The 22103-nt window shown below is 75.4% G+C and carries 25 protein-coding genes; 18 read left to right on the forward strand and 7 right to left on the reverse strand.

Features of this window, described 5'->3' with window-relative positions; genetic code table 11:
- Window positions 1–99 precede the first annotated feature (99 nt).
- From O7619_RS14550 to O7619_RS14585, 8 genes are read left to right on the forward strand one after another with little or no spacing between them, the layout of a single operon-like run.
- Window positions 100–1737, forward strand: coding sequence for an HAD-IIIA family hydrolase (locus O7619_RS14550; protein WP_282288374.1), 1638 nt, complete (start codon window positions 100–102; stop codon window positions 1735–1737).
- Complete coding sequence (locus tag O7619_RS14555; RefSeq protein WP_282288376.1) at window positions 1734–2708, forward strand: glycosyltransferase; 975 nt, start codon at window positions 1734–1736, stop codon at window positions 2706–2708. Before O7619_RS14550 ends, O7619_RS14555 begins: the two co-directional genes overlap by 4 nt.
- On the forward strand, window positions 2693–3910 hold the full coding sequence (locus O7619_RS14560; RefSeq protein ID WP_282288378.1) for a glycosyltransferase: 1218 nt from the start codon (window positions 2693–2695) through the stop codon (window positions 3908–3910). Before O7619_RS14555 ends, O7619_RS14560 begins: the two co-directional genes overlap by 16 nt.
- On the forward strand, window positions 3910–4584 hold the full coding sequence (locus tag O7619_RS14565) for an SIS domain-containing protein (protein ID WP_282288379.1): 675 nt from the start codon (window positions 3910–3912) through the stop codon (window positions 4582–4584). Before O7619_RS14560 ends, O7619_RS14565 begins: the two co-directional genes overlap by 1 nt.
- 11 nt (window positions 4585–4595) lie before the next feature.
- The gene (locus O7619_RS14570; protein WP_282288380.1) at window positions 4596–6080 is read left to right on the forward strand and encodes a PfkB family carbohydrate kinase; all 1485 of its coding nucleotides are present in this window, start codon (window positions 4596–4598) and stop codon (window positions 6078–6080) included.
- A gap of 55 nt (window positions 6081–6135) precedes the next feature.
- A complete protein-coding gene (locus O7619_RS14575) occupies window positions 6136–6837 on the forward strand; it encodes an SDR family oxidoreductase (RefSeq protein ID WP_282288382.1) in 702 nt (233 codons plus the stop codon).
- The gene (locus tag O7619_RS14580; protein WP_282288383.1) at window positions 6834–7793 is read left to right on the forward strand and encodes a glycosyltransferase family 9 protein; all 960 of its coding nucleotides are present in this window, start codon (window positions 6834–6836) and stop codon (window positions 7791–7793) included. Before O7619_RS14575 ends, O7619_RS14580 begins: the two co-directional genes overlap by 4 nt.
- Window positions 7777–8766 (forward strand): DNA topoisomerase IB, encoded by a 990-nt coding sequence (locus O7619_RS14585; RefSeq protein ID WP_282288384.1) that lies wholly within the window; start codon window positions 7777–7779, stop codon window positions 8764–8766. Before O7619_RS14580 ends, O7619_RS14585 begins: the two co-directional genes overlap by 17 nt.
- 131 nt (window positions 8767–8897) lie before the next feature.
- Here O7619_RS14585 and O7619_RS14590 read toward each other — a convergent pair whose 3' ends face one another.
- The 3 genes from O7619_RS14590 to O7619_RS14600 all read right to left on the reverse strand — a co-directional run bounded on the left by O7619_RS14590 (window position 8898) and on the right by O7619_RS14600 (window position 12290).
- Window positions 8898–9983 carry a helix-turn-helix domain-containing protein gene (locus O7619_RS14590; RefSeq protein WP_282288385.1) on the reverse strand — a complete coding sequence of 362 codons (1086 nt, stop codon included), beginning with the start codon at window positions 9981–9983 and terminating at the stop codon, window positions 8898–8900.
- A 103-nt stretch (window positions 9984–10086) separates the two neighbouring features.
- Window positions 10087–10590 carry a hypothetical protein gene (locus O7619_RS14595; RefSeq protein ID WP_282288386.1) on the reverse strand — a complete coding sequence of 168 codons (504 nt, stop codon included), beginning with the start codon at window positions 10588–10590 and terminating at the stop codon, window positions 10087–10089.
- Between the two features lie 68 nt (window positions 10591–10658).
- A complete protein-coding gene (locus O7619_RS14600; protein WP_282288387.1) occupies window positions 10659–12290 on the reverse strand; it encodes an ATP-dependent DNA helicase RecQ in 1632 nt (543 codons plus the stop codon).
- 122 nt (window positions 12291–12412) lie between these two features.
- Between O7619_RS14600 and O7619_RS14605 the strand changes: the two genes are divergently transcribed.
- Together O7619_RS14605 and O7619_RS14610 are read left to right on the forward strand one after the other, a co-directional pair.
- On the forward strand, window positions 12413–13252 hold the full coding sequence (locus O7619_RS14605; RefSeq protein WP_282288388.1) for a class I SAM-dependent methyltransferase: 840 nt from the start codon (window positions 12413–12415) through the stop codon (window positions 13250–13252).
- A gap of 79 nt (window positions 13253–13331) precedes the next feature.
- Complete coding sequence (locus O7619_RS14610) at window positions 13332–13970, forward strand: TetR/AcrR family transcriptional regulator (protein ID WP_282288389.1); 639 nt, start codon at window positions 13332–13334, stop codon at window positions 13968–13970.
- 16 nt (window positions 13971–13986) lie between these two features.
- Here O7619_RS14610 and O7619_RS14615 read toward each other — a convergent pair whose 3' ends face one another.
- On the reverse strand, window positions 13987–14109 hold the full coding sequence (locus O7619_RS14615; RefSeq protein ID WP_282288391.1) for a hypothetical protein: 123 nt from the start codon (window positions 14107–14109) through the stop codon (window positions 13987–13989).
- Between the two features lie 141 nt (window positions 14110–14250).
- Here O7619_RS14615 and O7619_RS14620 point away from each other — a divergent pair, with 141 nt between their 5' ends.
- Window positions 14251–15750 (forward strand): glycoside hydrolase family 3 N-terminal domain-containing protein, encoded by a 1500-nt coding sequence (locus O7619_RS14620; RefSeq protein ID WP_282288393.1) that lies wholly within the window; start codon window positions 14251–14253, stop codon window positions 15748–15750.
- 46 nt (window positions 15751–15796) lie between these two features.
- On the opposite strand, the gene O7619_RS14625 is transcribed toward O7619_RS14620, so the two are convergent.
- Together O7619_RS14625 and O7619_RS14630 are read right to left on the reverse strand one after the other, a co-directional pair.
- Window positions 15797–16084, reverse strand: coding sequence for a GNAT family N-acetyltransferase (locus O7619_RS14625; RefSeq protein WP_281583802.1), 288 nt, complete (start codon window positions 16082–16084; stop codon window positions 15797–15799).
- The gene (locus tag O7619_RS14630) at window positions 16081–17307 is read right to left on the reverse strand and encodes a cysteine desulfurase-like protein (protein ID WP_282288395.1); all 1227 of its coding nucleotides are present in this window, start codon (window positions 17305–17307) and stop codon (window positions 16081–16083) included. Before O7619_RS14630 ends, O7619_RS14625 begins: the two co-directional genes overlap by 4 nt.
- 101 nt (window positions 17308–17408) lie before the next feature.
- Here O7619_RS14630 and O7619_RS14635 point away from each other — a divergent pair, with 101 nt between their 5' ends.
- The 7 genes from O7619_RS14635 (at window position 17409) to O7619_RS14665 (ending at window position 21755) form a co-directional block, all read left to right on the forward strand.
- Complete coding sequence (locus O7619_RS14635) at window positions 17409–17774, forward strand: hypothetical protein (protein WP_282288397.1); 366 nt, start codon at window positions 17409–17411, stop codon at window positions 17772–17774.
- A gap of 56 nt (window positions 17775–17830) precedes the next feature.
- Window positions 17831–18652: a DUF1206 domain-containing protein gene (locus tag O7619_RS14640; RefSeq protein WP_282288398.1), complete on the forward strand. Its 822-nt coding sequence runs from the start codon at window positions 17831–17833 to the stop codon at window positions 18650–18652.
- A gap of 73 nt (window positions 18653–18725) precedes the next feature.
- Window positions 18726–19922, forward strand: coding sequence for a mechanosensitive ion channel family protein (locus tag O7619_RS14645; protein WP_282288400.1), 1197 nt, complete (start codon window positions 18726–18728; stop codon window positions 19920–19922).
- 310 nt (window positions 19923–20232) lie between these two features.
- Window positions 20233–20667 (forward strand): phage holin family protein, encoded by a 435-nt coding sequence (locus O7619_RS14650; RefSeq protein WP_282288402.1) that lies wholly within the window; start codon window positions 20233–20235, stop codon window positions 20665–20667.
- The gene (locus O7619_RS14655; RefSeq protein ID WP_282288404.1) at window positions 20664–21017 is read left to right on the forward strand and encodes a DUF3618 domain-containing protein; all 354 of its coding nucleotides are present in this window, start codon (window positions 20664–20666) and stop codon (window positions 21015–21017) included. Before O7619_RS14650 ends, O7619_RS14655 begins: the two co-directional genes overlap by 4 nt.
- The gene (locus O7619_RS14660) at window positions 21014–21286 is read left to right on the forward strand and encodes a DUF4235 domain-containing protein (RefSeq protein ID WP_282288406.1); all 273 of its coding nucleotides are present in this window, start codon (window positions 21014–21016) and stop codon (window positions 21284–21286) included. Before O7619_RS14655 ends, O7619_RS14660 begins: the two co-directional genes overlap by 4 nt.
- Before the next feature lie 265 nt (window positions 21287–21551).
- Window positions 21552–21755: a cold-shock protein gene (locus tag O7619_RS14665; protein ID WP_088962828.1), complete on the forward strand. Its 204-nt coding sequence runs from the start codon at window positions 21552–21554 to the stop codon at window positions 21753–21755.
- 88 nt (window positions 21756–21843) lie between these two features.
- Here the strand turns inward: O7619_RS14665 and O7619_RS14670 are convergent, their stop codons facing one another.
- Complete coding sequence (locus O7619_RS14670) at window positions 21844–22032, reverse strand: hypothetical protein (RefSeq protein WP_282288412.1); 189 nt, start codon at window positions 22030–22032, stop codon at window positions 21844–21846.
- Window positions 22033–22103 lie beyond the last annotated feature (71 nt).

Raw genomic sequence — 22103 nt, forward strand, 5'->3', positions numbered from 1 at the left:
CGTCGAGGGGCCCGCTAACGGCGGCCGGGTTAGCTTCTCGGGGGCGGCGGGTAACCGGGGCCGACGTTTACTCCTCGGGGGGTCGGGAACCCGCCGCCCGTGCAGCCGGACCACGAGCGGGATCAGTGCAGGTCAGCCGGGGTTGACCCGGGTGACCGGTCCCGCCGGGGCCTGTACGACGCGGTGCTGCTGGACCGGGACGGCACGCTGGTGGAGGACGTGCCGTACAACGGCGACCCGGAGAAGGTGCGGCCGGTGCCGGGCGCCCGCGAGGCGCTGGACCGGTTGCGAGCGGCCGGGCTGAGGCTGGCCGTGGTGACCAACCAGTCCGGGCTGGCCCGGGGCCTGTTCACCGGGGACGACCTGCGCCGGGTGAACGCCCGGGTGGAGGAACTGCTCGGCCCCTTCGACACCTGGCAGATCTGCCCGCACGCGGAGGCGGACCGGTGCGCCTGCCGCAAGCCGGCGCCGGGCCTGGTGCACGCCGCCGCCCGGGCGCTCGGCACCACGCCGAGCCGGTGCCTGCTGATCGGGGACATCGGCGCCGACATGGGGGCCGCCGCGGCGGCCGGCGCCGCCGCGGTGCTGGTGCCCACGCCGGCCACCCGCGACGCCGAGGTGGCCGCCGCGCCGACCGTCGCCGCCGACCTGCCGGACGCGGTGGACATCGTGCTGGCCCGGATGCGGCTGGTGGCCGCGCCGGCGCCGGCCCACGGCCCGGGCCGGGGCACCGTGCTCGTGGTGCGCAGCGACGCCGCGGGCGACGTGTTGGTCACCGGACCCGGAATCCGGGCGGTGGCGGCCGGCGCGGACCGGGTGGTGCTGCTCTGCGGGCCGCGCGGACGCGCCGCCGCCGACCTGCTGCCCGGCGTCGACGAGATCATCGACTGGCCGCTGCCCTGGATCGACGCCCCGGCCCCGGCGGTCGACCCGCACGCGATGCGCGCGCTCACCGACCGGCTGGCCGCCGTCGGCGCCGACGAGGCGGTGGTGTTCACCTCCTTCCACCAGTCGCCCCTGCCCCTGGCCCTGCTGCTGCGCCTCGCCGGCGTGCCCCGGATCAGCGCGATCAGCGACGACTACCCCGGCGCCCTGCTCGACGTGCGCCACCGCGTCCCGGTCGGCGTACCCGAGCCCGAACGCGCCCTGTCGCTCGCCGCCGCCGCCGGCTTCGTCCTGCCCGACCACGACGAACCCCGGCTGCGGCTGCGCGCCGACCGGCTGCCGCCGGTCCCGGCCGCCGCCGGACCGCCCGGCTACGTGGTGCTGCACCCGGGGTCCTCGGTGGAGACCCGCGCCTGCCCGGTCGAGCTGGCCACCCGGATGGTCCGGGTGCTCGCCGCCGCCGGCTACCGGGTGGTGGTCACGGGCGGGCCGGACGAGCGGGAGCTGACCGCCCGGGTGGCCGCGGCGGGCGGCGTGGACCTGGGCGGGTGCACCGGGCTGGACGAGCTGGCCGCCGTGGTCGGCCGGGCCGGCGCGCTCGTGGTCGGCAACACCGGTCCGGCGCACCTGGCCGCCGCGCTGGACGTGCCGGTGGTCAGCCTGTTCGCCCCGACCGTCCCGTTCGGCCAGTGGGGACCGTACCGGGTGCCGACCGTGCGGCTCGGCGACGCCGCGGCGGCCTGCCGGGACACCCGCGCCACCGTCTGCCCGGTCCCCGGACACCCCTGCCTCTCGGCGGTCGAGCCGGGTCGGGTGCTGGAGGCGCTGCGGCTGCTCGGGGTGGTCGGATGAACATCCTGCTCTGGCACGTGCACGGCTCCTGGACCACGTCGTTCGTGCACGGCAAACACCGCTACCTCATCCCGACCAACCCGGCCCGGGACGCCTACGGGCTCGGCCGCGCCCGCACCTACCCCTGGCCCGACACCGCCATCGAGATCACCCCGCAGGACCTGCGCACCGCCGACGTCGACGTGGTCATCCTGCAACGACCCGAGGAACTCGACCTCGCCACCGAATGGCTCGGCCGCCGGCCCGGACGCGACCTGCCCGCGATCTACGTCGAGCACAACACCCCCAAGGGCGACGTCCCGAACACCCGCCACCCCATGGCCGACCGCGACGACCTGCTCCTCACCCACGTCACACACTTCAACGACCTGTTCTGGGACACCGGCGCCACCCGCACCACCGTCGTCGACCACGGCGTCGTCCCACCCGCCGTCGAGTGGACCGGCGAACTCGACCGCCTCGCCGTGGTGATCAACGAGCCGGTACGCCGCTGGCGGGTCACCGGCACCGACCTGCTCACCCGCTTCGCCGAGCTGGCGCCGCTCGACGTCTACGGCATGAAGGTGGCCGGGCTCGCCGCCCATCTCGGACTGCCCGAGGATCGCCTCACCAGCCACGACGACGTGCCCCAGCACGCCATGCACGCCGAACTCGCCAAACGCCGCGCCTACCTGCACCTGTGCCGGTGGACGTCGCTCGGGCTCAGCCTCGTCGAGGCCATGACCATCGGCATGCCGGTGATCGCCCTGGCCACCACCGAAGCGGTGCAGGCGGTGCCACCCGACGCCGGGGCGCTCTCCACCCGCGTCGACGTGCTCGTCGACGCCGCCCGGGGGCTGCTCGACGACCCGGCCGCCGCCCGGCGCGCGGGCGCCGCCGCCCGGGCCGCCGCCCGCGACCGCTACGGCCTGGAGCGTTTCCTCACCGACTGGGACCGGCTGCTGGAGGAGGAAGTATGCGCATCGCGATGATCTCGGAACACGCCAGCCCGCTCGCCGTCCTCGGCGGGGAGGACGCCGGTGGCCAGAACACGCATGTCGCCGAACTCTCCGCCGCGCTCGCCGCCGGCGGACACGACGTGCGGGTCTACACCCGACTCGACGCGGTGGACCTCCCGGTCACCGTCCACAGCCCGGACGGGTACGAGGTCGTGCACGTCCCCGCCGGTCCGGCCGAGCCGGTGGCCAAGGACGACCTGCTGCCGTACATGCCGGCGTTCTCCGACTGGCTGGCCGACCGGTGGCGCACCGGCGCCTGGCAGCCGGAGGTGGTGCACGCGCACTTCTGGATGAGCGGGCTGGCCGGGCTCGGCGCGGCCCGGCGGGTCGGCGTGCCGGTGGTGCAGACGTACCACGCGCTCGGCACGGTCAAGCGCCGGCACCAGGGCGCCCAGGACACCAGCCCGGCGGGACGCATCGACCACGAGCGGGACCTGGGCCGTTCGGTGGACCGGGTCGTCGCCCAGTGCCAGGACGAGGTCGCCGAGCTGGTCCGGCTGGGGGTGCCGCGGCCGCGGGTGACCGTGGTGCCGTCGGGGGTGAACCTGTCGACCTTCGGCCCGCTGGGCCCGGTCGCCGAACCGGCCGGCGGCCGGGCCCGAATCCTCACCGTCGGGCGGCTGGTCGAGCGCAAGGGCTTCCAGGACGTCGTCCGGGCCGTCGCCGACGTGCCGGACGCCGAGTGCGTGGTGGTGGGCGGGCCACCGGCCGGGTTGCTGGAGACCGACCCGTACGCGCTGCGGCTGCGCGCGCTCGCCCACTCGCTCGGCGTCGGCGACCGGGTACGCCTCGTCGGCGCGGTGCCGCGCGAGGAGATGGCCCGCTGGTACCGCTCGGCCGACGTGCTCGTCGCCGCGCCCTGGTACGAGCCGTTCGGCCTCACCCCGCTGGAGGCGATGGCGTGCGGCGTGCCGGTGGTCGGGACCGCGGTCGGCGGGCTGACCGACACGGTGGTGCCGGGACGCACCGGTGACCTGGTGCCGGCCCGTGATCCGGCGGCGCTCGGCGCGGCGATCCGGGCGCTGCTCGGCGACCGGATCCGCCGGTTCGCCTACGCCACCGCGGCACTGGAACGCGCCCGCACCCGCTACTCCTGGGCCACCGCCGCCGACCGGCTCGGTGAGCTGTACGAGGAGGTGGCCACCGTGCGCCGGCCCACCCGGGTGGTCGCCTGATGACGGCCACGCCGACCGCCGGTCAGACGGTGCTGGAGGAGCACCTGACCCGGCTGGCCGCCGCGCTGCTGCCGCTGCACGGAGCGGAGGACCTGCTCGCCCGCTGGGGCGGTGAGCTGGCACGCCGGCTCGCCGCGGGCGGCCGGCTGCTGGTGGCCGGCAACGGCGGCAGCGCCGCCGAAGCCCAACACCTCACCGCCGAACTCGTCGGCAAACTCCGCCACGACCGCCGACCCCTGTCCGCCATCGCCCTGCACGCCGAGACCAGCGCCCTGACCGCCATCGGCAACGACTACGGCTACGACGAGGTCTTCGCCCGCCAGGTCCGCGCCCACGGCCGCCCCGACGACCTCCTCCTGCTCCTGTCCACCAGCGGCGCCAGCACCAACCTCCTCACCGCCGCCCGGGCCGCCCACGACACCGGCCTGCGCTGCTGGGCCTTCACCGGGCCCGCCCCCAACCCCCTGGCCGACCTCTGCCACGAGCACTTCGCGGTGGACTCGCCCGACGGCCAGGTGGTGCAGGAACTGCACCTGGTCGCCGCGCACGTGCTCTGCGAGTACGTGGACCGGGCGTTGCCGGCGGCGCTCGCCGCCCGGACCCCGGCCGGTGACGTGCGAAGCGGCGTCGAGGTGGTGCTCGGCGACCCGGATCCGGAGGTGCAGGCCCGATGAGGAGGTCGAGCATGACGGGACCCGTGGTGGTGCTCGGTGACACGCTGCTGGACCGGGACGTGGAGGGGCTGGTGAACCGGCTCTGCCCGGACTCCCCGGTGCCGGTGCTCGACGAGACCACGTCCGTCGACCGCCCCGGTGGGGCCGGCCTCGCCGCCGTCTTCGCCGCCGCGGAGGGCGCCGAGGTCGCACTCGTCACCGCCGTGGCCGACGACGCCGGCGGGGCCCGGCTCGGCGTCCTGCTCGCCGCCGCCGGGGTGCAGCTCTACGCGCTCCCGCTCGCCGGCGCCACGCCGGAGAAGGTCCGGCTGCGGGTCCGCGGCCGGGTGCTGCTGCGCCACGACCGGGGCGGCGCCACCGGGGTGCCCGGGGAGCCGAGCGAAGCCGTGCTGCGGCTGCTCGCCCGCGCGTCCGCCGTCCTGGTCAGCGACTACGGCCGGGGCGTCGCCGGCCAGCCCGCGCTGCGTGCCGCGCTGGCCGCGACCCGGGCGCCCGTGGTGTGGGATCCGCACCCGCGCGGGCCGGCGGCCGTGCCCGGGGTCCATCTGGCCACCCCGAACGAGCCGGAGGCGCGGGAGTTGGCGAAGACGCCGCCCGGCGGCTCCCGCCTGGCGACCGCCTCCCGCAACGCGCAGGCGCTGCGCCGGCGCTGGCAGGCCGGCGCGGTCGCGGTGACGCTGGGCGGAGACGGCGCGCTGCTCTGCCACGCCGGTTCCACCCCGCTCGTGGTGCCGGCGCCGGCCGCCGAGGGGGACACCTGCGGCGCGGGGGACCGGTTCGCCGCGACCGCCACGCTGGCGCTGGCCCGGGGCGCGCTGGTGTCCGAGGCGGTGCAGGCGGCGGTCACCGAGGCGTCCGCGTACGTGGCCGGCGGGGGCGTGGCGACCGCGCTGCCGGCGCCGGTCCGGGCCGTGCCCCCGGCGGTGGTCACGGCCGGCGGGGACCGGATCGGCGCGGTGGCCGCGGGCGAGGTGGTGGCCCGGGTACGTGCGGCCGGCGGCACGGTGGTGGCCACCGGTGGTTGTTTCGACCTGCTGCACGCCGGGCACGTGGCGACCCTTCAGGCGGCCCGGCAGCTCGGCGACTGCCTGGTGGTCTGCCTCAACTCCGACGCGAGCGTGGCCGGGCTGAAGGGGCCGGAACGTCCGGTCGTGCCGCAGGGCGACCGGGGCCGGCTGCTCGCCGCGCTCGGCTGCGTCGACGCGGTGCTGATCTTCGACGAGCCGACCCCGCACGCGGCGCTGTCCTGGCTGCGCCCGGACATCTGGGTCAAGGGTGGCGACTACGCCAGCGGCGGCGGCGCCCAGACGCTGCCCGAGTCGGAGATCCTGGCCCGCTGGGGCGGGCACACGGTGGTCGTGCCGTACCTGGACGGGCGGTCCACCACCGACATGATCGCGGCGGCCCGCGCCGGACGTGGCCGGGCCGGTTGGCCGGCGACGGCGGAGACCGGGCCCGAGACGGTCGTCCGGTCCACGGCGAAGGAGGCACGATGAACGCACGACCCGTCCGGCCCGGCCCGGTCACGCCCACCGGCCCGGGAGAAGGGGCATGAGCGCCGGCCCGCCCGGCGCCGGTCCCACCGTCCTGGTCACCGGCGGGTCGAGCGGCCTCGGCGCGGCGGTGGTCGCCGCGGTCGCCCGCTCCGGCGGCCGGCCCCTCGTGCTGGACCGGCAGCGCCCCGCCGACGGGGTGCCCTGGGCCGAGTGCGACCTCGCCGACACCCGCGCCGCCGAGGCCGCCACCCGGGACCTCGCGGAACGCTTCGGCGGGCTGGACGCGGTGGTCACCGCCGCCGGCGTGGACGTGCCGGGCAAGCTCGCCGACGTGCCGGCGGAGACCTGGGAGCGGATCGTCACGGTGGACCTGCTCGCCACCGCCGCGGTGATCCGGGCCGCGCTGCCCTTCCTGACCGCGTCCCGCGGCAGCATCGTCACCGTCGCCTCCACGCTCGGCGTCAAGGCGGTCGGCGACGCCACCGCCTACTGCGCGGCCAAGTTCGGGGTGGTCGGCTTCACCCGGGCGCTCGCCGCCGAGCTGGCCGGCGCGGTCGGGGTGACGTTGCTGGTCCCCGGCGGCATGCGGACCGCCTTCTTCGACGAGCGGGACGCCCAGTACCGTCCCGGCCCGGACGCCGTGCTCAACGAGGCGACCGACACCGCCGCCGCGGTGATGTTCGCGCTCTCCCAACCGGCCGGTTGCGCGGTCCGCGAGATGGTGGTCTGCGCCGAGCGGGAGTCGTCGTACCCGTGATCCTGGTGCTGCGCGCGCTCGGGGTCGGCGACCTGGCCACCGCCGTCCCGGCCCTGCGTGGCCTGCGCGCCGGGCTGCCCGGCCGGGAACTGGTGCTCGCCGCGCCGGCCTGGCTGGCGCCGCTGGCGGAACTGACCGGTGCGGTGGACCGGGTGCTGCCCACCGAGGGGCCGGGCCGGATCGCGTGGACCGGCCGACCGCCGGAGGTGGCGGTCAACCTGCACGGCCGGGGGCCCGAGTCGCACCGCGCGCTTGCCGCCACCCGGCCGGTCCGGCTGCTCGCCCACCGGAACCCGTCGGCGGGCCACCTGGACGGTCCCGCCTGGGCGGACGACGCGCACGAGGTCCACCGCTGGTGCCGGTTGCTGCACGCGTACGGCCTGCCGGCCGACCCGGGCGACCTGGCGCTGCGGCGTCCGGCCGCGGCCGGCGTACCCGCCGGGGTGACGGTGCTGCACCCGGGCGGCAAGGTGCCGGCGAAGCGCTGGCCGGCGGAGCGTTTCGTGGGGCTGGCCCGGGCGCTGGCCGCGCGGGGGCACCGGGTGGTGCTCACCGGCTCGGCCGGCGAGCGGGCGCTCGCCGACCGGGTGGCCCACGACGCCGGACTGCCGCCGACGGCGGTGCTGGCCGGCCGCACCGGCCTGGCCGAGCTGGCCGCGCTGGTCGCCGGCGCGCGCCTGGTGGTCAGCGGCGACACCGGGGTGGCCCACCTCGCCACCGGCTACGGCACCGCCTCGGTGGTGCTGTTCGGGCCGGTGCCGGCGGCGCACTGGGGTCCGCCGGCCGACCGGCCCCGGCACCGGGCGCTCGGCGGCATCGATCCGGCCGGAATCGAGCCGGATTCGATGGGTTCGGGCGGGGTAGGAACGCACCCGGTGTTGGATGCCATCGGGATCGACGAGGTGGTGGCGGCGGTGGCCGAGGTGGAACGGGTCTCCGGTGCGGTTGCGGCGTAGCGATCCGGGCCGGCCCGGCTACGGTCGACGGCGGCGCGGCAAGGGCTGGCTCTTCCTCGACGCCAGGGGCGAGCCGGTGCGCGACGCCGGCGAGCTGGCGCGCCTCCGTGAGCTGGTCATCCCGCCGGCCTGGCGGGACGTGTGGATCTCGCCGTACCCGAACGGGCACATCCAGGCCACCGGCATCGACGCGGCCGGGCGCAAGCAGTACCTCTACCACCCCGGCTGGCGGCAGAAGCGGGACGAGGCCAAGTTCGACCACGTGCTGAAGGTGGCCCACCGGCTGCCGGCGCTGCGTGACCGGGTCGCGCACGACCTGGCGCTGCGCGGGCTGCGGCGGGAGCGCGTGCTGGCCACCGTCGCCCGGCTGCTCGACATGGGGGCGTTCCGGGTCGGCAGCGACCAGTACGCCACCGGCGAGGACCCCACGTTCGGCGTGTCCACGCTGCGCCCGGAGCACGCCCGGTCCCGTGGCGGGTGCGTGGTCTTCGAGTTTCCGGCCAAGGGCGGCATCGCACAGGTCCGCCGGGTGGAGGACGCCGAGCTGTGCCAGGTGCTGCTCAACCTGCGTCGTCGGCGGCGCACGCAGGAGCGGCTCTTCGGCTACTGGGACGGGCGGGCCTGGCGCGACGTGCGCAGCGACGAGGTGAACGACTACCTGCGTGACGCCAGCGGCGGGGAGATGACCGCCAAGGACTTCCGCACCTGGCACGCCACCGTGCTGGCCGCCACCGAGCTGGCCACGGCGGGCCCGCAGCGGTCCGTCACCGCCCGTCGGCGGACCGTGGCGGCGGTGATGCGTTCGGTCGCCGAGCTGCTCGGCAACACGCCGACGGTGGCCCGCACGTCGTACGTGGACCCGCGGGTGGTGGACCTCTACCACGACGGGGTGCTGGCGCCGGTGCAGCCGGAGATGCCCCGCGAGGCGGTGGAGAGGTCGGTGTTGACGCTGTTGGAGGAGGAGGCCGACTGACCGGCCCCGCCGGTCCTGGGGGGAAGCGGCGGGGCCGGAACCCGGGGCCGTGCGGCGTGGCGCGGGAGGCCACCGCCGGGGCGGGGTCGCCCGCGGCTGGACCGCCGCGGGCGCCACGCCGCGGCCCCCCGTTACCGGTGGGTCGTCGCCGGTTTCCCGGCGCCGGCCCGGGTCCAGTCTGTCCCGGCCGGGTTGACTTCGGACGCCGCGTTGTTGACGATCCGTGCCCGTTCCAGGTGACGCGCGCGGTACGCCTGCGGCGTCTCCGCCTGCGCGGCCCGGAAGGCCCGGCTGAAGTGGGCCTTGTCCCGGAACCCCCAGCGGCCGGCGATCGCCTGGATCGACCGGCCGCCCAACGCCGGGTCGGCGAGGTCCCGGCGGCACCGGGCCAACCGTTCGTCCCGGATGTACGCCGCGATCGTGGTCTCCTCGGACTCGAAGAGCCGGTGCAGCGAGCGCAGCGAGATGTGGTGCGCGTCGGCGATCGTGGCCGGCTCCAGCATGCCGTCCCCGAGGTGCTGGCGGACGTACGCGCGCACCTGGGCCAGCAGGGCACGGCGCCGGACCTCGGTGGGGACGGCGTCCTCGGAGACCAGGTGGCGGCCGAGCAGTGTGGCGGTCAGGTCGAGCGCGACCGCGCCGAGCCGCTCGGCGTCGGCGGCGTGGTATTGCTCCGGGTGGCCGGTGAGCCGGACGAGGTAGTCGGCGAGCAGCGCGCCGATGCCCTCGCTGCCGGACATCCGGCCGGCGAAGAGCGGGGCGAGCCGGTGGTGGGGCAGCGGCAGCGCGTCGTACGGGATGAGGGCCACCACCGAGCTGGCGGACCGGTCCCGGCCCTCGTCGACGTGGTGGCTGATCTCCTGCGGGCGGGCGCAGTCGTAGAAGGTGAAGTGGCCGGGTGGGCAGACGCCCCGCTGCCCGTCCTGGTCGGTGACCCCGGTGCCGGTCAGCGGCAGCGCGAGGACGTAGCAGGGCGCGTCCGAGCGCTGGATCAGCTTGCGGGTGCGGATCCCGTCCAGGGACGGGTAGCGGTGGCGGATGAGCTGCATCGGCCCCAGGTCGAGGAACTCGGCCCGCGCGGAGAAGTTGTCGGCGTGTTCGGTGCGCACCCGCATGAGCGTCGGTGTGCGGGCGAGCATGTCCAGCCACAGCCCGAAGCGGTCCGCGGCGGGCACCTGCGCCGTGTCGAAGACCTGCGGTTGCATCGCGATGTCCATGAACGACCCCCGTGGTTCGTCTGCCCTTCACCAAGACGACGCCCCACGGGTCGGAAATGCGACCACCCGTGGGGCGTGACGTCCGTCATAGGCAGACGACAGGTCAGTCGTTGAGCACCTGGGAGAGCCGGTCCCGGAAGCGACGCTCGGAGTCGCTCACCACGTCACCGCCGATGCCCAGGATGCCGCCGGTGGAGGCGGCGCCCACCACCTGGTCGGCGATCTCCACCAGCCAGTGCCGGTACGCCCCCGACTGCCCCTCGTCCACCTTGCCGGTGAGCAGGGCGGACGCCTCGCCGGCGCGGGCGAGCACATCCTCGATCATCACCATCGGATCGTCCGGCGTGATCACCGGCAGCTCCGCGCCGGCCTCCGGGTCGCCGACCCGGGAGACGACCTCGCCGGCCACGGCCGCCACCAGCGGGCTGGCCGACTCGCGGCCGGCGGCGATGGTCTCCAGCCCGGCGGCGTTCTCGGCCATGGTGCGCCGGGTGCCGTCGGACTCGGCTGCCGCCGCCGCGGTGAGCACCGCCTGCGGCAGACCGACCAGCAGCCCCCACTCCTCGTCGGAGACGCCGAACCGGGTGTACGCCGGCTGCTCGATCACGATCAGGCCCCTTTCGCCTTGGTCGTCGTTTTCGACGGGCACCGCCACGGCGCCCGGGTCAGGTCAGGCTAGTCCAGCTCCAGCAGGCCCTGTTCGGACACCACGCGCACGGACAGCGTCTTGTAGCCCACCTCGTCGAAGAGCACGGTCATCCGGTCGTCCTCGTAGTTGAGCACCAGACCGGATCCCCACTCTCCGTGGCGGACCTGGCTGTGCACCGGGAACGGACCGACCGCGCCGTCGTTGGCCACGCTGGTGCCGGCGTGGCAGTTGTCGCAGTGGCCGCAGACGTCGGTCATCTGCTCGCCGAAGTAGGCGAGCAGGACCTGCCCGCGGCAGCCGGTGGTCTCGGCGAAGGCGCGCATCATGTCGGTCCGCGACCGGGTCACGGTCTGCTGCCGCTCGGCCTCGGCGCGCGCCGCCCGCCCGGACTCGACGGCGTCCGGCGCGTACCGGGGCGCGCCGACGCGCTGCCGGGCGCGCGGCTCGGCGGCGCCGATCTGCTCCAGCAGGGAGAGGTACTGGCCGAGCTTGCGCGGGCCCAGGCCGGTCAGCTCGCGCAGCTCCTTACGGGTGCGGGCCTTGCTCCGCAGCACCGCGGCGAGGTCGGTGAGGTCCTTGGCGTCCGGCAGGCCGCCGGAGAAGTAACGCTGGAGGCCGACGTCCTCGGACCGCCAGAGCAGCAGCACCCGCGACGGCGAGCCGTCCCGACCGGCCCGGCCGATCTCCTGGAAGTAGCTGTCCGGCGAGTCGGGCAGCGCCATGTGCGCCACCCAGGCGATGTTCGGCTTGTCGATGCCCATGCCGAACGCCGAGGTGGCCACCATGATCGGGACCCGGTCGGCGAGGAACGCCTCGTGCAGCTCGTGCCGGGCGCCGGTGGGCATGCCGCCGTGGTAGAACTCGGCCGGGAAACCGGCGTCGGTCAGCCGTCCGGCCAGTTCCTCGGCGGCGCGCCGGGTCGGCACGTAGATGATGCCGGGGCGCTCGTCGTCGCGGAGCAGCGCGATCAGCCGCCGCCACCGGTAGTCGTCGGTCGGGCAGTGGGCCACCTCGAGGAACAGGTTGGGCCGGTCCAGCCCGGAGACGACCACCTCGGGCTCGCGCAGGCGCAGCCGGGCGATGATGTCGTCGCGGACCGGCGGGGACGCGGTGGCGGTCAGCGCCACCACCGGGGGCCGGCCCAGGCCGTCGATCAGGTGGCCGAGCGCCAGGTAGTCGGGCCGGAAGTCGTGGCCCCAGGACGAGATGCAGTGCGCTTCGTCGATCGCCACGAGCGCCGGGGAGAGCGAGCGCACCTCGGCGAGCCGGTCCGGGTTGCTCAGCGCCTCCGGCGTGATGAACAGGAACTCGGCCCGACCGGCCCGGATCTCCTCGATCGCCTCGGCCTGCTGCGCGGCGCTCTCGTCCGAGCTGATCCGCACGGCGCGCAGCTCGGGTCGCTGCCGCTCGTTGAGCGCCGCGATCTGGTCCTGCTGGAGCGCGAGCAACGGGGAGATGACCACGGTCGGGCCGGGGATCAGGCTGGCCGGGATCTGGTAGATCGCCGACTTGCCGGCGCCGGTGGGCAGCACCACCAGGGCGTCGTGGCGCTTCATGACGGCGCGCATGGCGGCCAGTTGGTTGGGCCGCAGCGCGGTCCAGCCGAACAGGTTCTTCGCCGCGCGGCGCAAGTTGGTGGCGTGCGTGGTCAGCTTCATCAACGGCCACAGCTACCCGGGCGCTCCGGACCCGAAACCGGGGGACGGGGTTGACGTCGGGGAACGACAGGCGGCATTATGAACATACGTTCATGAACATGTGTTCATAAGGAGTGACGGACGTGACCGACACCCGCAACGACCAGCAGGAACAAGCCTGGAACGGTTACGAGGGCCGGCACTGGGCCGAACACCGTCTCCGCTACGACGCGGTGAACGGCGGCTTCAACGACATGCTGCTCGCCGCCGTCGCGCCGGGCGACCGGGTGCTCGACGTCGGGTGCGGCACCGGCCAGCTCACCCGCCTGGCCGCCGGCCGCAGCGTCACCGGGGCGGCGCTCGGGGTCGACCTGTCGGCGCCCATGCTGGCCGCCGCCCGAGCCGCGGCGGTCGCCGAGGCGGTGTCGAACGTCGACTTCCTCCGCGCCGACGCCCAGGCGCACCCGTTCACCCCCGGCGGCGTCGACGTGGTGCTGAGCCGGTTCGGGGTGATGTTCTTCGCCGACCCGGTCGCCGCCTTCGCCAATCTGGCCCGAGCGCTGCGCCCCGGCGGGCGGCTGGCCTTCGTCTGCCTGGACGACTGGCGGCGTGGTGACCTCGGTGCGGCGCTCGCGCCCGTCGCCGCGCTGCCGCAGCCGGCCGGTGACGGGCCCGCCTCCGACGGCGGGCCGATGTCGCTCGCCGACCCGGCGGTGACCCGCGCGGTGCTCACCGATGCCGGCCTCGTCGACGTCGACTGCGCGCCCCGGTCGGTGGCCGGCGTCTGGGGACGGGACGCCGCCGAGGCCGGTGGGTTCCTGGCCGGCTGGGGGCCGGTCCGGCATCGGCTCGCGCCGCTGGACCCGGCCGTCGGCGACCGGGTCCGGGACGAACTGGTGGCGGCGATGCGCCCGTACGAGGGCCCGCACGGCGTCCGGCTGCGCATCGCGGCCTGGCTGGTGACCGCCCGGCGACCCGACTGAGGGCCGGCGCCCGACCGCCGCCGGCGCCGGCTCGCACGGGGGAGCCGGCGCCGGCGGCACAGGCCCTAGGATCGCGATGATGGCACCGAGGAGAGCCGCGGCGCTGCGCGGCGGTGAGCAGAGCCTGCGCGAGCACCTGGTCGACGCCGCCGTACGCCTGATGGAGCGCCGCGGAGTGGCCGGGCTGACCGTCCGCGACATCGCCCGGGAGGCCGGCGTCGCCGACGGGGTGCTCTACAACCACTTCGCCGACAAGGAGGAACTGCTGGCCCACGCGCTGCACGCGCACGTGCGAGCGGTCGAGGTCGCGTTCGACGACGCCGTGCCGCAGCCGGGGGACGGCACCCTGGCCGGCAACCTCCGGGCCTGGCTGGACCGGGCGCTGGCCCTGCACGCGGCGATCCTGCCGGCGCTGGCCGGGCTGACCACCCAGCCGAAGCTGCTGGCCCGGCTCGCCGACCTGCCCGCCCTGCCGGCCGGTGACCCCGGCGTCCGGGCGGATTTCGCCGACTACCTGCGGGCCGAGCAACGGCTCGGCCGGGTGGCGGCGACGGCAAGTCCGGAGGCGGCGGCGACGCTGCTCGTGGGCGTCTGTCACGACCTGGTCCTCGGCCGCCTGTTCGGCCCGGTCGACGCGCCGCGGGGCCCCACCCCGGAACTGGTCGCCGCCCTTGTCGACACGCTGCTGCGCGGGGTGGCGGCGGCCGACGCCGACTGAGCGGCGTTCCGGGCCGTCAGCGGCGGAACATCGCCCGGATCGCGATCAGCAGGAACAGGGCGCCGACCACCAGGCCGAGCAGGCGTACGCCGGGGATGTCGGCGGCGCTGGTGGCGTCGGCGAGCGGCAGGGCGGGCATGGCGGAAACTCTCCCACGGGTCGCGCCGGGAGCGCCAGCGCGTAACAGTAAGGATTGTTGACTATTTAGCTGCGCGGTGTGACCATGTGAGCACCCGCCGGTCGTGGCGGGTCCGTGGGGGAGACGGGGGTACGTCAGCACATGAGCGAGCGGATCGTGGGAGCCACCGGAGACCTGGCGGCGCTCGCCGCCGCCGTCCTGCAACCCGGGTTCGTCGGCACCGTCCCGCCACCCTGGGTCTGCCGCTGGCTCGGCGAGGGGCTCGGCTCGGTGGTCCTCTTCGCCCGCAACGTCGTCGACCACGAACAGGTGGCGACGCTGACCGCGAACCTGCGGGCGGAACGGCCGGACGTGATCGTGGCGATCGACGAGGAGGCCGGCGACGTCACCCGGATCGAGTCGGCCCGGGGCAGCTCCCGGCCCGGCAACTTCGCCCTCGGCGCGGTGGACGACCCGGCGCTGACCGAGGAGGTCGCCCGCGACCTGGGCGCCGAACTCGCCACGGTCGGCGTCACCCTCGACTACGCGCCGGACGCCGACGTCAACTCCAACCCGGCCAACCCGGTGATCGGGGTGCGCTCGTTCGGCGCCGACCCGGACCTGGTCGCCCGCCACACCGCCGCCTGGGTGCGCGGCCTCCAGGCCGGCGGCGTCGCCGCCTGCGCCAAGCACTTCCCCGGGCACGGCGACACCCACGTCGACTCCCACCACGACCTGCCCCGCATCGGCGCCGACCGGGCCCGCCTCGACGCGATCGAGCTGGCCCCGTTCCGGGCCGCGGTGGCGGCCGGGGCGCAGGCGGTGATGACCGGCCACCTGCTGGTGCCGGCACTCGACCCGGAGCTGCCGGCCACGCTCAGCGCGCGCATCCTGGGCGGCCTGCTCCGCGAGGAGCTGGGCTTCGGCGGCGTGGTGGTGACCGACGCGGTGGAGATGCGGGCGGTGTCCGACCGGTACGGCTTCGCCGGCGCGGCGGTGCGCGCGCTCGCCGCCGGGGCCGACGCCATCTGCGTGGGCGGGGAGCGCGCCACCGAGGCCGACGCCCGCGAGCTGCGCGACGCGATCGTCGCCGCGGTGGTGAGCGGGGAACTGCCCGAGGAACGGCTGGCCGAGGCGGCCAAGCGGGTCGGTCAACTGGCCGCGTGGAGCGTCGCCGCCCGCGCCCGCCGCACCGCCGGCGGGGCGGACCCCGGCGCCTCACCCATCGGCCTGACCGCCGCCCGCCGGGCGGTGCGGGTCACCGGCGACGCGGGGCTGCTGCCGCTGGCCGGGCCGGCGCACGTGGTCGAGTTCGCGCCGCCCCGCAACATCGCCATCGGCGAGGAGACGCCGTGGGGCGTCGCCGCGCCCCTGGCCCACCTGGCGCCCGGCACCACCGCCGCCCGGTACGCCGCCGACGCCGTCCCCGCCGATCCGGCGACCGGCCCGGCCGACCGGCCGCTGGTGCTCGTCGTGCGGGACCTGCACCGGCACGAGTGGATGCGGGAGGCGGTGGCACGGGCGCTCGCCGCCCGCCCGGACGCGGTGGTGGTCGAGCTGGGCGTGCCCGAGCTGGCCACCGGCCGGGTGCACCTGGCCACCCACGGGGCCACCGCGGCGGCGGCCCGGGCCGCCGCCGAGCTGCTGGCCGGCACCAGGTGAACTCCCGGCCCGGCCGGGTGGGGAGGTCCCCCGGCCGGGTCGGGTCTCAGGGCGCGTCGACGACGAGGTCGGCGTACTCCGGGTGGCGCTCGACGAACGCGGCCACGAACGGGCACCGGGGCACCACCCGGCCGCCACGGGCCCGGATCTGGTCCAGCATGCCGCCGACGAGCGCGGCGCCCACGCCCTGCCCCTGGTAGCGGTCGTCGACCTCGGTGTGCGTGAAGACCAGCACCTCGCCGCGCGGCAGGTACGCGCTGAAGCCGGCCAGCGCGTCGTCGACCAGGATCTCGAAGCGGTGCTTGGCGGGGTTCTCCTCGACCAGGAAGCTCACCTGACCATCGTCCTCTCGTCGTCGGCCACCCGGTCGATCTCGGCCAGCAGCCGGTCCACCTCGTCGGCGGTGTTGTAGTGGTAGACGCTGGCCCGCACCGCGCCGCCGGACTCGCGCAGCCCCATGGCCCGGAAGTATTCGTAGGCGTAGTAGTCGCCGGAGGAGAGGCAGAAGCCCGCCTCGCCCAACGCCGCGGCGGTCCGGGCCGGAGCCTGCCCGGCCAGCCGGAACGACACCGTGGGGCAGCGCCGGGCCGGTGCGCGGTAGACGGTGACGAACGGCCGGGCCGTCAGCCCGGTCAGCAGCCGGTCGAAGACCGTCTCCTCGTGCGCCTGGGCGGCGGCCAGGCCGGCGCGTACCCGCTCCCGGCGGTCGCCGGACGCGGCCGGGTCGAGACCGGCCAGGTGGTCCACCGCGGCGGCCACGCCGGCCAGCAGCGGGAAGCTCGGGGTGCCGTACTCGAAGCGGTCGGGGACCCCGTCGGCCGAGGGGATCAGCCTCGCCGGGCGCAGCGTCGACCACCACGACGGGTCGGCGACCATCGCCGCCAGGTGCGGCCCGGACCACTTGTACGCGCTGGTGACCAGCACGTCCGCGCCGAGTGAGGCCAGGTCGGTGGGGCCGTGCGGCACGGAGTGCACCCCGTCCACGCAGACCAGCGCGCCGGCGGCGTGCGCGGTCTTGGCGATCGCCGCCACGTCCGGCGCGGTGCCGATCGCGTTGCTGCCGGCGGTCACCGCGACCAGCCGGGTGCGCGCGGTGACCAGGTCGGCGTACTGGCCGGCGGGCAGCTCGCCGGTGTCCGGGTCGAACTCGGCCCAGCGCACCGTCGCCCCGGCCGCCTCGGCGGCCTGCACCCAGGGGCGGACGTTGGCGTCGTGGTCCAGCCGCGACACCACCACCTCGTCGCCCGGCCGCCACCCCGCGCCGAGCGTGCGGGCCAGCGTGTAGGTGAGCGCGGTGGCGCTCGGCCCCAGCACCACGCCCGCCGGGTCCGCGCCGAGCAGGTCGGCGACCGCCGTCCGGGCACCGGCGACCAGTTCCAACGCGCGCCGGCCGGGGGCGAAGGCGGTGCTGCGGTTGCCCGTGGCGGCACGCATGGCGTCGGCCACCGCCTCGATCACCCCGGCGGCGGTCTGGGTGCCACCGGCGCCGTCGAAGTGCGCGAAACCCTCGCCCAGCGCGGGGTACCCGCCCCGCACCCGGGCGACATCAAAAGCCATTCCCGCACCCTAGCGCGGAAGGAGGGGCCCCTTCTTAACACCCCACCTCGCGAGCACCCGGCCGCCCGGTGGCGTGGCCGGCGCGCCGTACCCTTGGGGAGGTGACGAACCGACGCGCCACCCCCGCCCCGACCTCCGCCCGCCGCGCCGCCGGGATGCTCGCCGGTCTCGCCCTCGGCGCCGCGCTGCTCGCCGGATGCAGCTCGAACGGCGCCGACACCGACTGCGGCCTGGATGCCTGCACCATCACCTTCGACCGTGGCGTGGAAGCCAGCGCCACCATCCTCGGCGTCGAGGCGAAGCTTGTCGGCGCGCAGGGTGACCAGGTCACCGTCGAGGTGGCCGGCGAGCAGCTCTCGCTCACCGTCGGCCAGCAGGCCACCGAGGTCGGCGGCCTCCAGGTCAGCCTCGACGGCGTCACCGACCAGCAGGTCGTGCTCCGGGTGGCCCGCAACCCCAACGGCTGATCCCTCCCGGCGGGCGGTGACGTTTGGAAAATCGCACGTCGGGAGATTGAGGGCGCATGTCTGTCACCCGAAGCGCCGGCGCCACCGCCGCCCAGGCCAAGAACAGCCGTTGGCTCGAACTGCTGACCCGTGTCGGTTTCATCGGCTACGGCATCGTGCATCTCCTCCTCGCCTGGCTGGCGTTGCAGATCGCCTTCGGCAAGTCCGGCGAGGAGGGCAACCAGAACGGCGCCCTGCGCACGCTCAGCGAGCAGCCGCTCGGCAAGTTCGTCCTGGTCGCCATCGCCATCGGCCTGTTCGCCATGGCCATCTGGCAAGCATTCCAGGCGGTGATCGGCCACCAGTCGAAGACCGGCAAGGAGCGGATCTTCGAGCGGATCGCCTCGGTCGTGCGTGTGATCGTCTTCACCTGGCTGGGCTGGACCGCGATCAAGGTGGTCCGGGACGCCAGCGCCAACTCCTCCCAGCAGCAGCAGCAGCTCACCGAGAAGCTGATGGCCTCCGACGGCGGCCGGTGGCTGGTCGGCCTGGCCGGTCTGGTGCTCGCCGCGATCGGCGTGGGCATGGTGATCTACGGCCTGAAGAAGAAGTTCGAGCGCAACCTCAAGACCGGTGAGATGAGCCGCAAGACACAGCAGCTCACCCGCCGCCTCGGCATGGTCGGGTACGCCGCCCGGGGCGCGGTCTTCGCGATCACCGGCCTGCTCATCGTGATCGCGGCCGTGAAGTACGACCCGGAGAAGGCGCGCGGCCTGGACGCCGCCCTGCGGACGCTGCGCGACCAGCCGTACGGCCCGTGGCTGTTGTCGCTGATGGCGCTCGGCATCGCCGCGTTCGGCGTCTACTGCTTCTTCCAGTCCCGGTATCGCAAGGTCTGAGCCTGGTCGATATCCGGACCGCCGGGCACCATTGGGCCTTTGCCCGATTCCGCCGGGCGGAGGGAGAGATGTCGTGCAGAGCTACCTGGTGACCGTCGCCGCCGCGCTCGTCGCGGCGGCGGTCGCGTTGGTGCTGGTACAGGTGGCCCACCGGGTCACCCGCCGGCTCGGCCGCCGCTCACTGCTGATGACCGAGCTGACCGAGCACTCGCACCGCGCCTTCCAGGTCGCCGCGACCGTGGTCGGCGTGCAGCTCGCGATCCGGTTCACCACGCTCTACGCGGTGGGCAGCCCGTGGCGGCGGTTCGTCCTGCACACGCTGGTGCTGGCCATGATCGCCGCGCTCGCCTGGCTGGTGGCGTCGCTGCTGGTGGTGGCGGAGGACACCGCGCTCGCGCGGTTCCGGACGGACGTGCCGAACAACCGGCACGCCCGGCGGGTGCGGACCCAGGTGGTGCTGCTGCGCCGGCTGACCATAGCGGTGATCGTGATCCTCGCGGTCGGCGTGATGCTGATGACGTTCCCGTCCGTACGCGGTGTCGGCGCCGGCGTGCTCACCTCCGCCGGTGTGGTGGCCGCGGTCGCCGCGCTCGCCGCGCAGAGCCTACTCGGCAACGTCTTCGCCGGCCTCCAGCTCGCCTTCAGCGACGCGGTACGCCTGGACGACGTGGTCGTGATCGAGGGGGAGTGGGGCCGGGTCGAGGAGCTGACGCTCAGCTACGTGGTGGTGCAGGTCTGGGACGACCGCCGGCTGATCCTGCCCACCTCGTACTTCACCAGCCGGCCGTTCCAGAACTGGACCCGGACCGAGGCGAAGGTGCTCGGCACCGCCGAGTTCGACCTGGACTGGGCCGTCCCGGTGCAGGCCGTGCGGGAGGAGCTGCGGCGGCTCTGCGAGGGCACCGACCTCTGGGACGGCCGGGTCTGCGTCCTCCAGGTGACCGACGCCACGGGCGGCCTGGTCAAGGTCCGCGCGGTGGTCAGCGCCGCCGACGCGGGCAGCCTGTGGGACCTCCGCTGCCTGGTCCGGGAGAACCTGGTGGCCTGGGTACGCGACCACCGCCCGACCGCGTTGCCCCGGCTGCGCACCGAGGTGGGCGAGGCGACCGGTGCGCTGGCCTGGCAGGTGGGGCAGCCGCGCCGGTCGGTGCGTCGGCCGGCCGACACCGAGGCCCCCGACGACGCGCGGGTGTTCGGCGGCAGCGACGACGGTGAGGCCCGCAGCGAGGCGTTCGTGGGTCGGGAGGACCACGCCGAGGCCCGGCGCTGACCCGCGTACCCGATCGGAGCCCCCGGCCGCCCGCGCGGCGTCCGGGGGTTCCGCGCGGGCGGCCGGGTCCGTGACCCCGGCGTCGCCCGGCGCGTTGTCCCAGCCGGGACGGTACGCGGCAGGTCGCGCGGTCCCGGATCGGGTGGGTTTGATCGGCCGTGTTCCGGGGGACCTGCTGCCCACGCCCCGGAATCCGGCCACCCGAGGTCGGGCTCCGGCGGCGAGTGGCCGGGCCGACCGGCCGCTCCGCGCAGGATTGACGGGCGGCGACTCCGGGCATACAGCGCGGTGATGACGAAAGGAGGACAGCATGGCTGACGTCGCGAGTCCCAGCACGTCCCGGACCGGGACCGAGCCGTCCACCGCGGAACTGGTGCAACGGGCCACCGAACAGGTCACCCGCCTGGTGCGGGACGAACTGGCCCTGGCCCGGGCGGAGCTGACCCAGAAGGGCAAGCACGCCGGGATCGGGATCGGTCTGTTCGGCGGCGGCGGGGTGATGGCGCTCTACGGCGCCGGCGCGCTCGTCGCCACCGTGATTCTTCTGCTGGCGCTGGTCATGCCGGCGTGGCTGGCCGCCCTGATCGTGGCGGTGGCGCTGTTCCTGCTCGCCGGGATCCTCGCGCTCGTGGGCAAGAAACAGGTCAGCCGTGCCGTCCCGCCGGTGCCGGAGGCGGCGGTCCGCAGTGTCCGCGCGGACGTCGACACGGTCACCGCCGCGGTGAAGGACGGGAGGCGGGCATGACCGGCAACGGAACCGGCAACGGGTCGGGGGATGTGGCGGCGCTCCGGGAGGAGATCCGCCGGACCCGGGTGGAACTCGGTGAGACGATGGAGCTGTTGGCGGCCAGGGCCGACCCGAAGGCGCTGGTGCGGCACTCCGCCGAGCAGGCGAAGGCGCGGATGCGTGAGCAGGCGGCGCTGACCGTGGCGCGGGCGCGCGGGCGGGCGGCGGAACGGGTCCGAATGGTCCGGGCGCAGGCGTACGGGTCGGACGGCGCGGTCGGGCGCGGCCCGGTGCCGTGGGCGGCGGTCGCGGCCGGCGCGGTGGCGACCGTGGTGGTGCTGTTGGTGATCCGAGGGAGGCGCAGGTGAGCGGCAAGATCGGCAAGGTGGCGTACCGGCCGGTGGGCGTGCTGCTCGGCCTGGCCGCCGGCGCGGTCGCGGGCATGGTCTTCCGGCAGGTCTGGAAGCTGGCGGCGGGTGACGACGACGCGCCCAGCGCCACCGACGAGGACCGGCGCTGGGGCGAGGTGCTCGCCGCCGCGGCCCTCCAGGGGGCGATCTTCTCGGCGGTCCGGGCGGCTGTGGACCGGGGTGGCGCGGTCGGCGTGCGGCGGCTGACCGGCCACTGGCCGGACTGATCAGATCCGGAACGGACCCCTTCCCCGCACGCTGGGGAAGGGGTCTTCGGCGTTGCGCCGGGCGACCTTCAGGTCACATGTCGGAGAAGTTCGTCCGGTAGGCTGTGCGAAGTTTTTGCGTACGTGGTTTGCTGTCTCACGCTGTTGCGAGACGCGTGGGTTGAGAGACGTTCCCTGCATGGGGGGCCACCTCAGGCGCCGCTGCTCGAAAACGGCCAATCGGCCGCACGGCGTGCTCGGCCGCCAGTTTTAGAAGGAGTTGCACATGGCGCAGGGAACCGTGAAGTGGTTCAACGCTGACAAGGGCTTCGGCTTCATCACCGTCGACGGCGGGGGTGCTGACGTGTTCGTCCACTTCTCGGCCATCCAGTCCAGCGGCTACCGCTCGCTGGAGGAGAACCAGCGGGTGGAGTTCGAGATCGCCCAGGGTCAGAAGGGTCCGCAGGCCGAGCAGGTCCGCCCCATCTGAGCTGACGGAGCGCCGGCCGGGCGGGCCGGCGCGCGAAGCCCCGCACCCCACCGGGAGGCGGGGCTTCTCCATGCCGACCCGCGGCGGCTCAGCGGCGTGCCCGCATGCCCCACCAGAGCGCGCCGAGTCCGGTCAGGACGAGCGCCGGGCCGACCACCGCCCCGATCCGCGCGTCGGTGAGCGCACTGCCCTCGACGTAGCCGAGCCCCAGCACGGTCCAGAGCGCACCGAGCACCACGCCCGCCAGCCCCATGGTGAGCCGGAACCAACCCCTCATCGCGTCCCCTCCGCCGACGTACGCCCCGATCCAGCATGCCCGCCGGCGTGCGACACCGGCGGCGCCGCGCC

The organism is Micromonospora sp. WMMD998 (genome assembly GCF_029581235.1).
Taxonomy (GTDB): domain Bacteria; phylum Actinomycetota; class Actinomycetes; order Mycobacteriales; family Micromonosporaceae; genus Micromonospora.

What these genes read in the sequence shown, in the direction of transcription:
- O7619_RS14555 (WP_282288376.1), top strand. Translation starts at nt 1,734, where the DNA reads ATGAACATCCTGCTCTGGCACGTGCACGGCTCCTGGACCACGTCGTTC.
- O7619_RS14650 (WP_282288402.1), top strand. Translation starts at nt 20,233, where the DNA reads ATGGCTGACGTCGCGAGTCCCAGCACGTCCCGGACCGGGACCGAGCCG.
- O7619_RS14620 (WP_282288393.1), top strand. Translation starts at nt 14,251, where the DNA reads ATGAGCGAGCGGATCGTGGGAGCCACCGGAGACCTGGCGGCGCTCGCC.
- O7619_RS14630 (WP_282288395.1), bottom strand. Translation starts at nt 17,307, where the DNA reads ATGGCTTTTGATGTCGCCCGGGTGCGGGGCGGGTACCCCGCGCTGGGC.
- O7619_RS14615 (WP_282288391.1), bottom strand. Translation starts at nt 14,109, where the DNA reads ATGCCCGCCCTGCCGCTCGCCGACGCCACCAGCGCCGCCGACATCCCC.
- O7619_RS14575 (WP_282288382.1), top strand. Translation starts at nt 6,136, where the DNA reads ATGAGCGCCGGCCCGCCCGGCGCCGGTCCCACCGTCCTGGTCACCGGC.
- O7619_RS14590 (WP_282288385.1), bottom strand. Translation starts at nt 9,983, where the DNA reads ATGGACATCGCGATGCAACCGCAGGTCTTCGACACGGCGCAGGTGCCC.
- O7619_RS14610 (WP_282288389.1), top strand. Translation starts at nt 13,332, where the DNA reads ATGGCACCGAGGAGAGCCGCGGCGCTGCGCGGCGGTGAGCAGAGCCTG.
- O7619_RS14600 (WP_282288387.1), bottom strand. Translation starts at nt 12,290, where the DNA reads ATGAAGCTGACCACGCACGCCACCAACTTGCGCCGCGCGGCGAAGAAC.
- O7619_RS14560 (WP_282288378.1), top strand. Translation starts at nt 2,693, where the DNA reads ATGCGCATCGCGATGATCTCGGAACACGCCAGCCCGCTCGCCGTCCTC.
- O7619_RS14640 (WP_282288398.1), top strand. Translation starts at nt 17,831, where the DNA reads ATGTCTGTCACCCGAAGCGCCGGCGCCACCGCCGCCCAGGCCAAGAAC.
- O7619_RS14670 (WP_282288412.1), bottom strand. Translation starts at nt 22,032, where the DNA reads ATGAGGGGTTGGTTCCGGCTCACCATGGGGCTGGCGGGCGTGGTGCTC.
- O7619_RS14665 (WP_088962828.1), top strand. Translation starts at nt 21,552, where the DNA reads ATGGCGCAGGGAACCGTGAAGTGGTTCAACGCTGACAAGGGCTTCGGC.
- O7619_RS14565 (WP_282288379.1), top strand. Translation starts at nt 3,910, where the DNA reads ATGACGGCCACGCCGACCGCCGGTCAGACGGTGCTGGAGGAGCACCTG.
- O7619_RS14655 (WP_282288404.1), top strand. Translation starts at nt 20,664, where the DNA reads ATGACCGGCAACGGAACCGGCAACGGGTCGGGGGATGTGGCGGCGCTC.
- O7619_RS14570 (WP_282288380.1), top strand. Translation starts at nt 4,596, where the DNA reads ATGACGGGACCCGTGGTGGTGCTCGGTGACACGCTGCTGGACCGGGAC.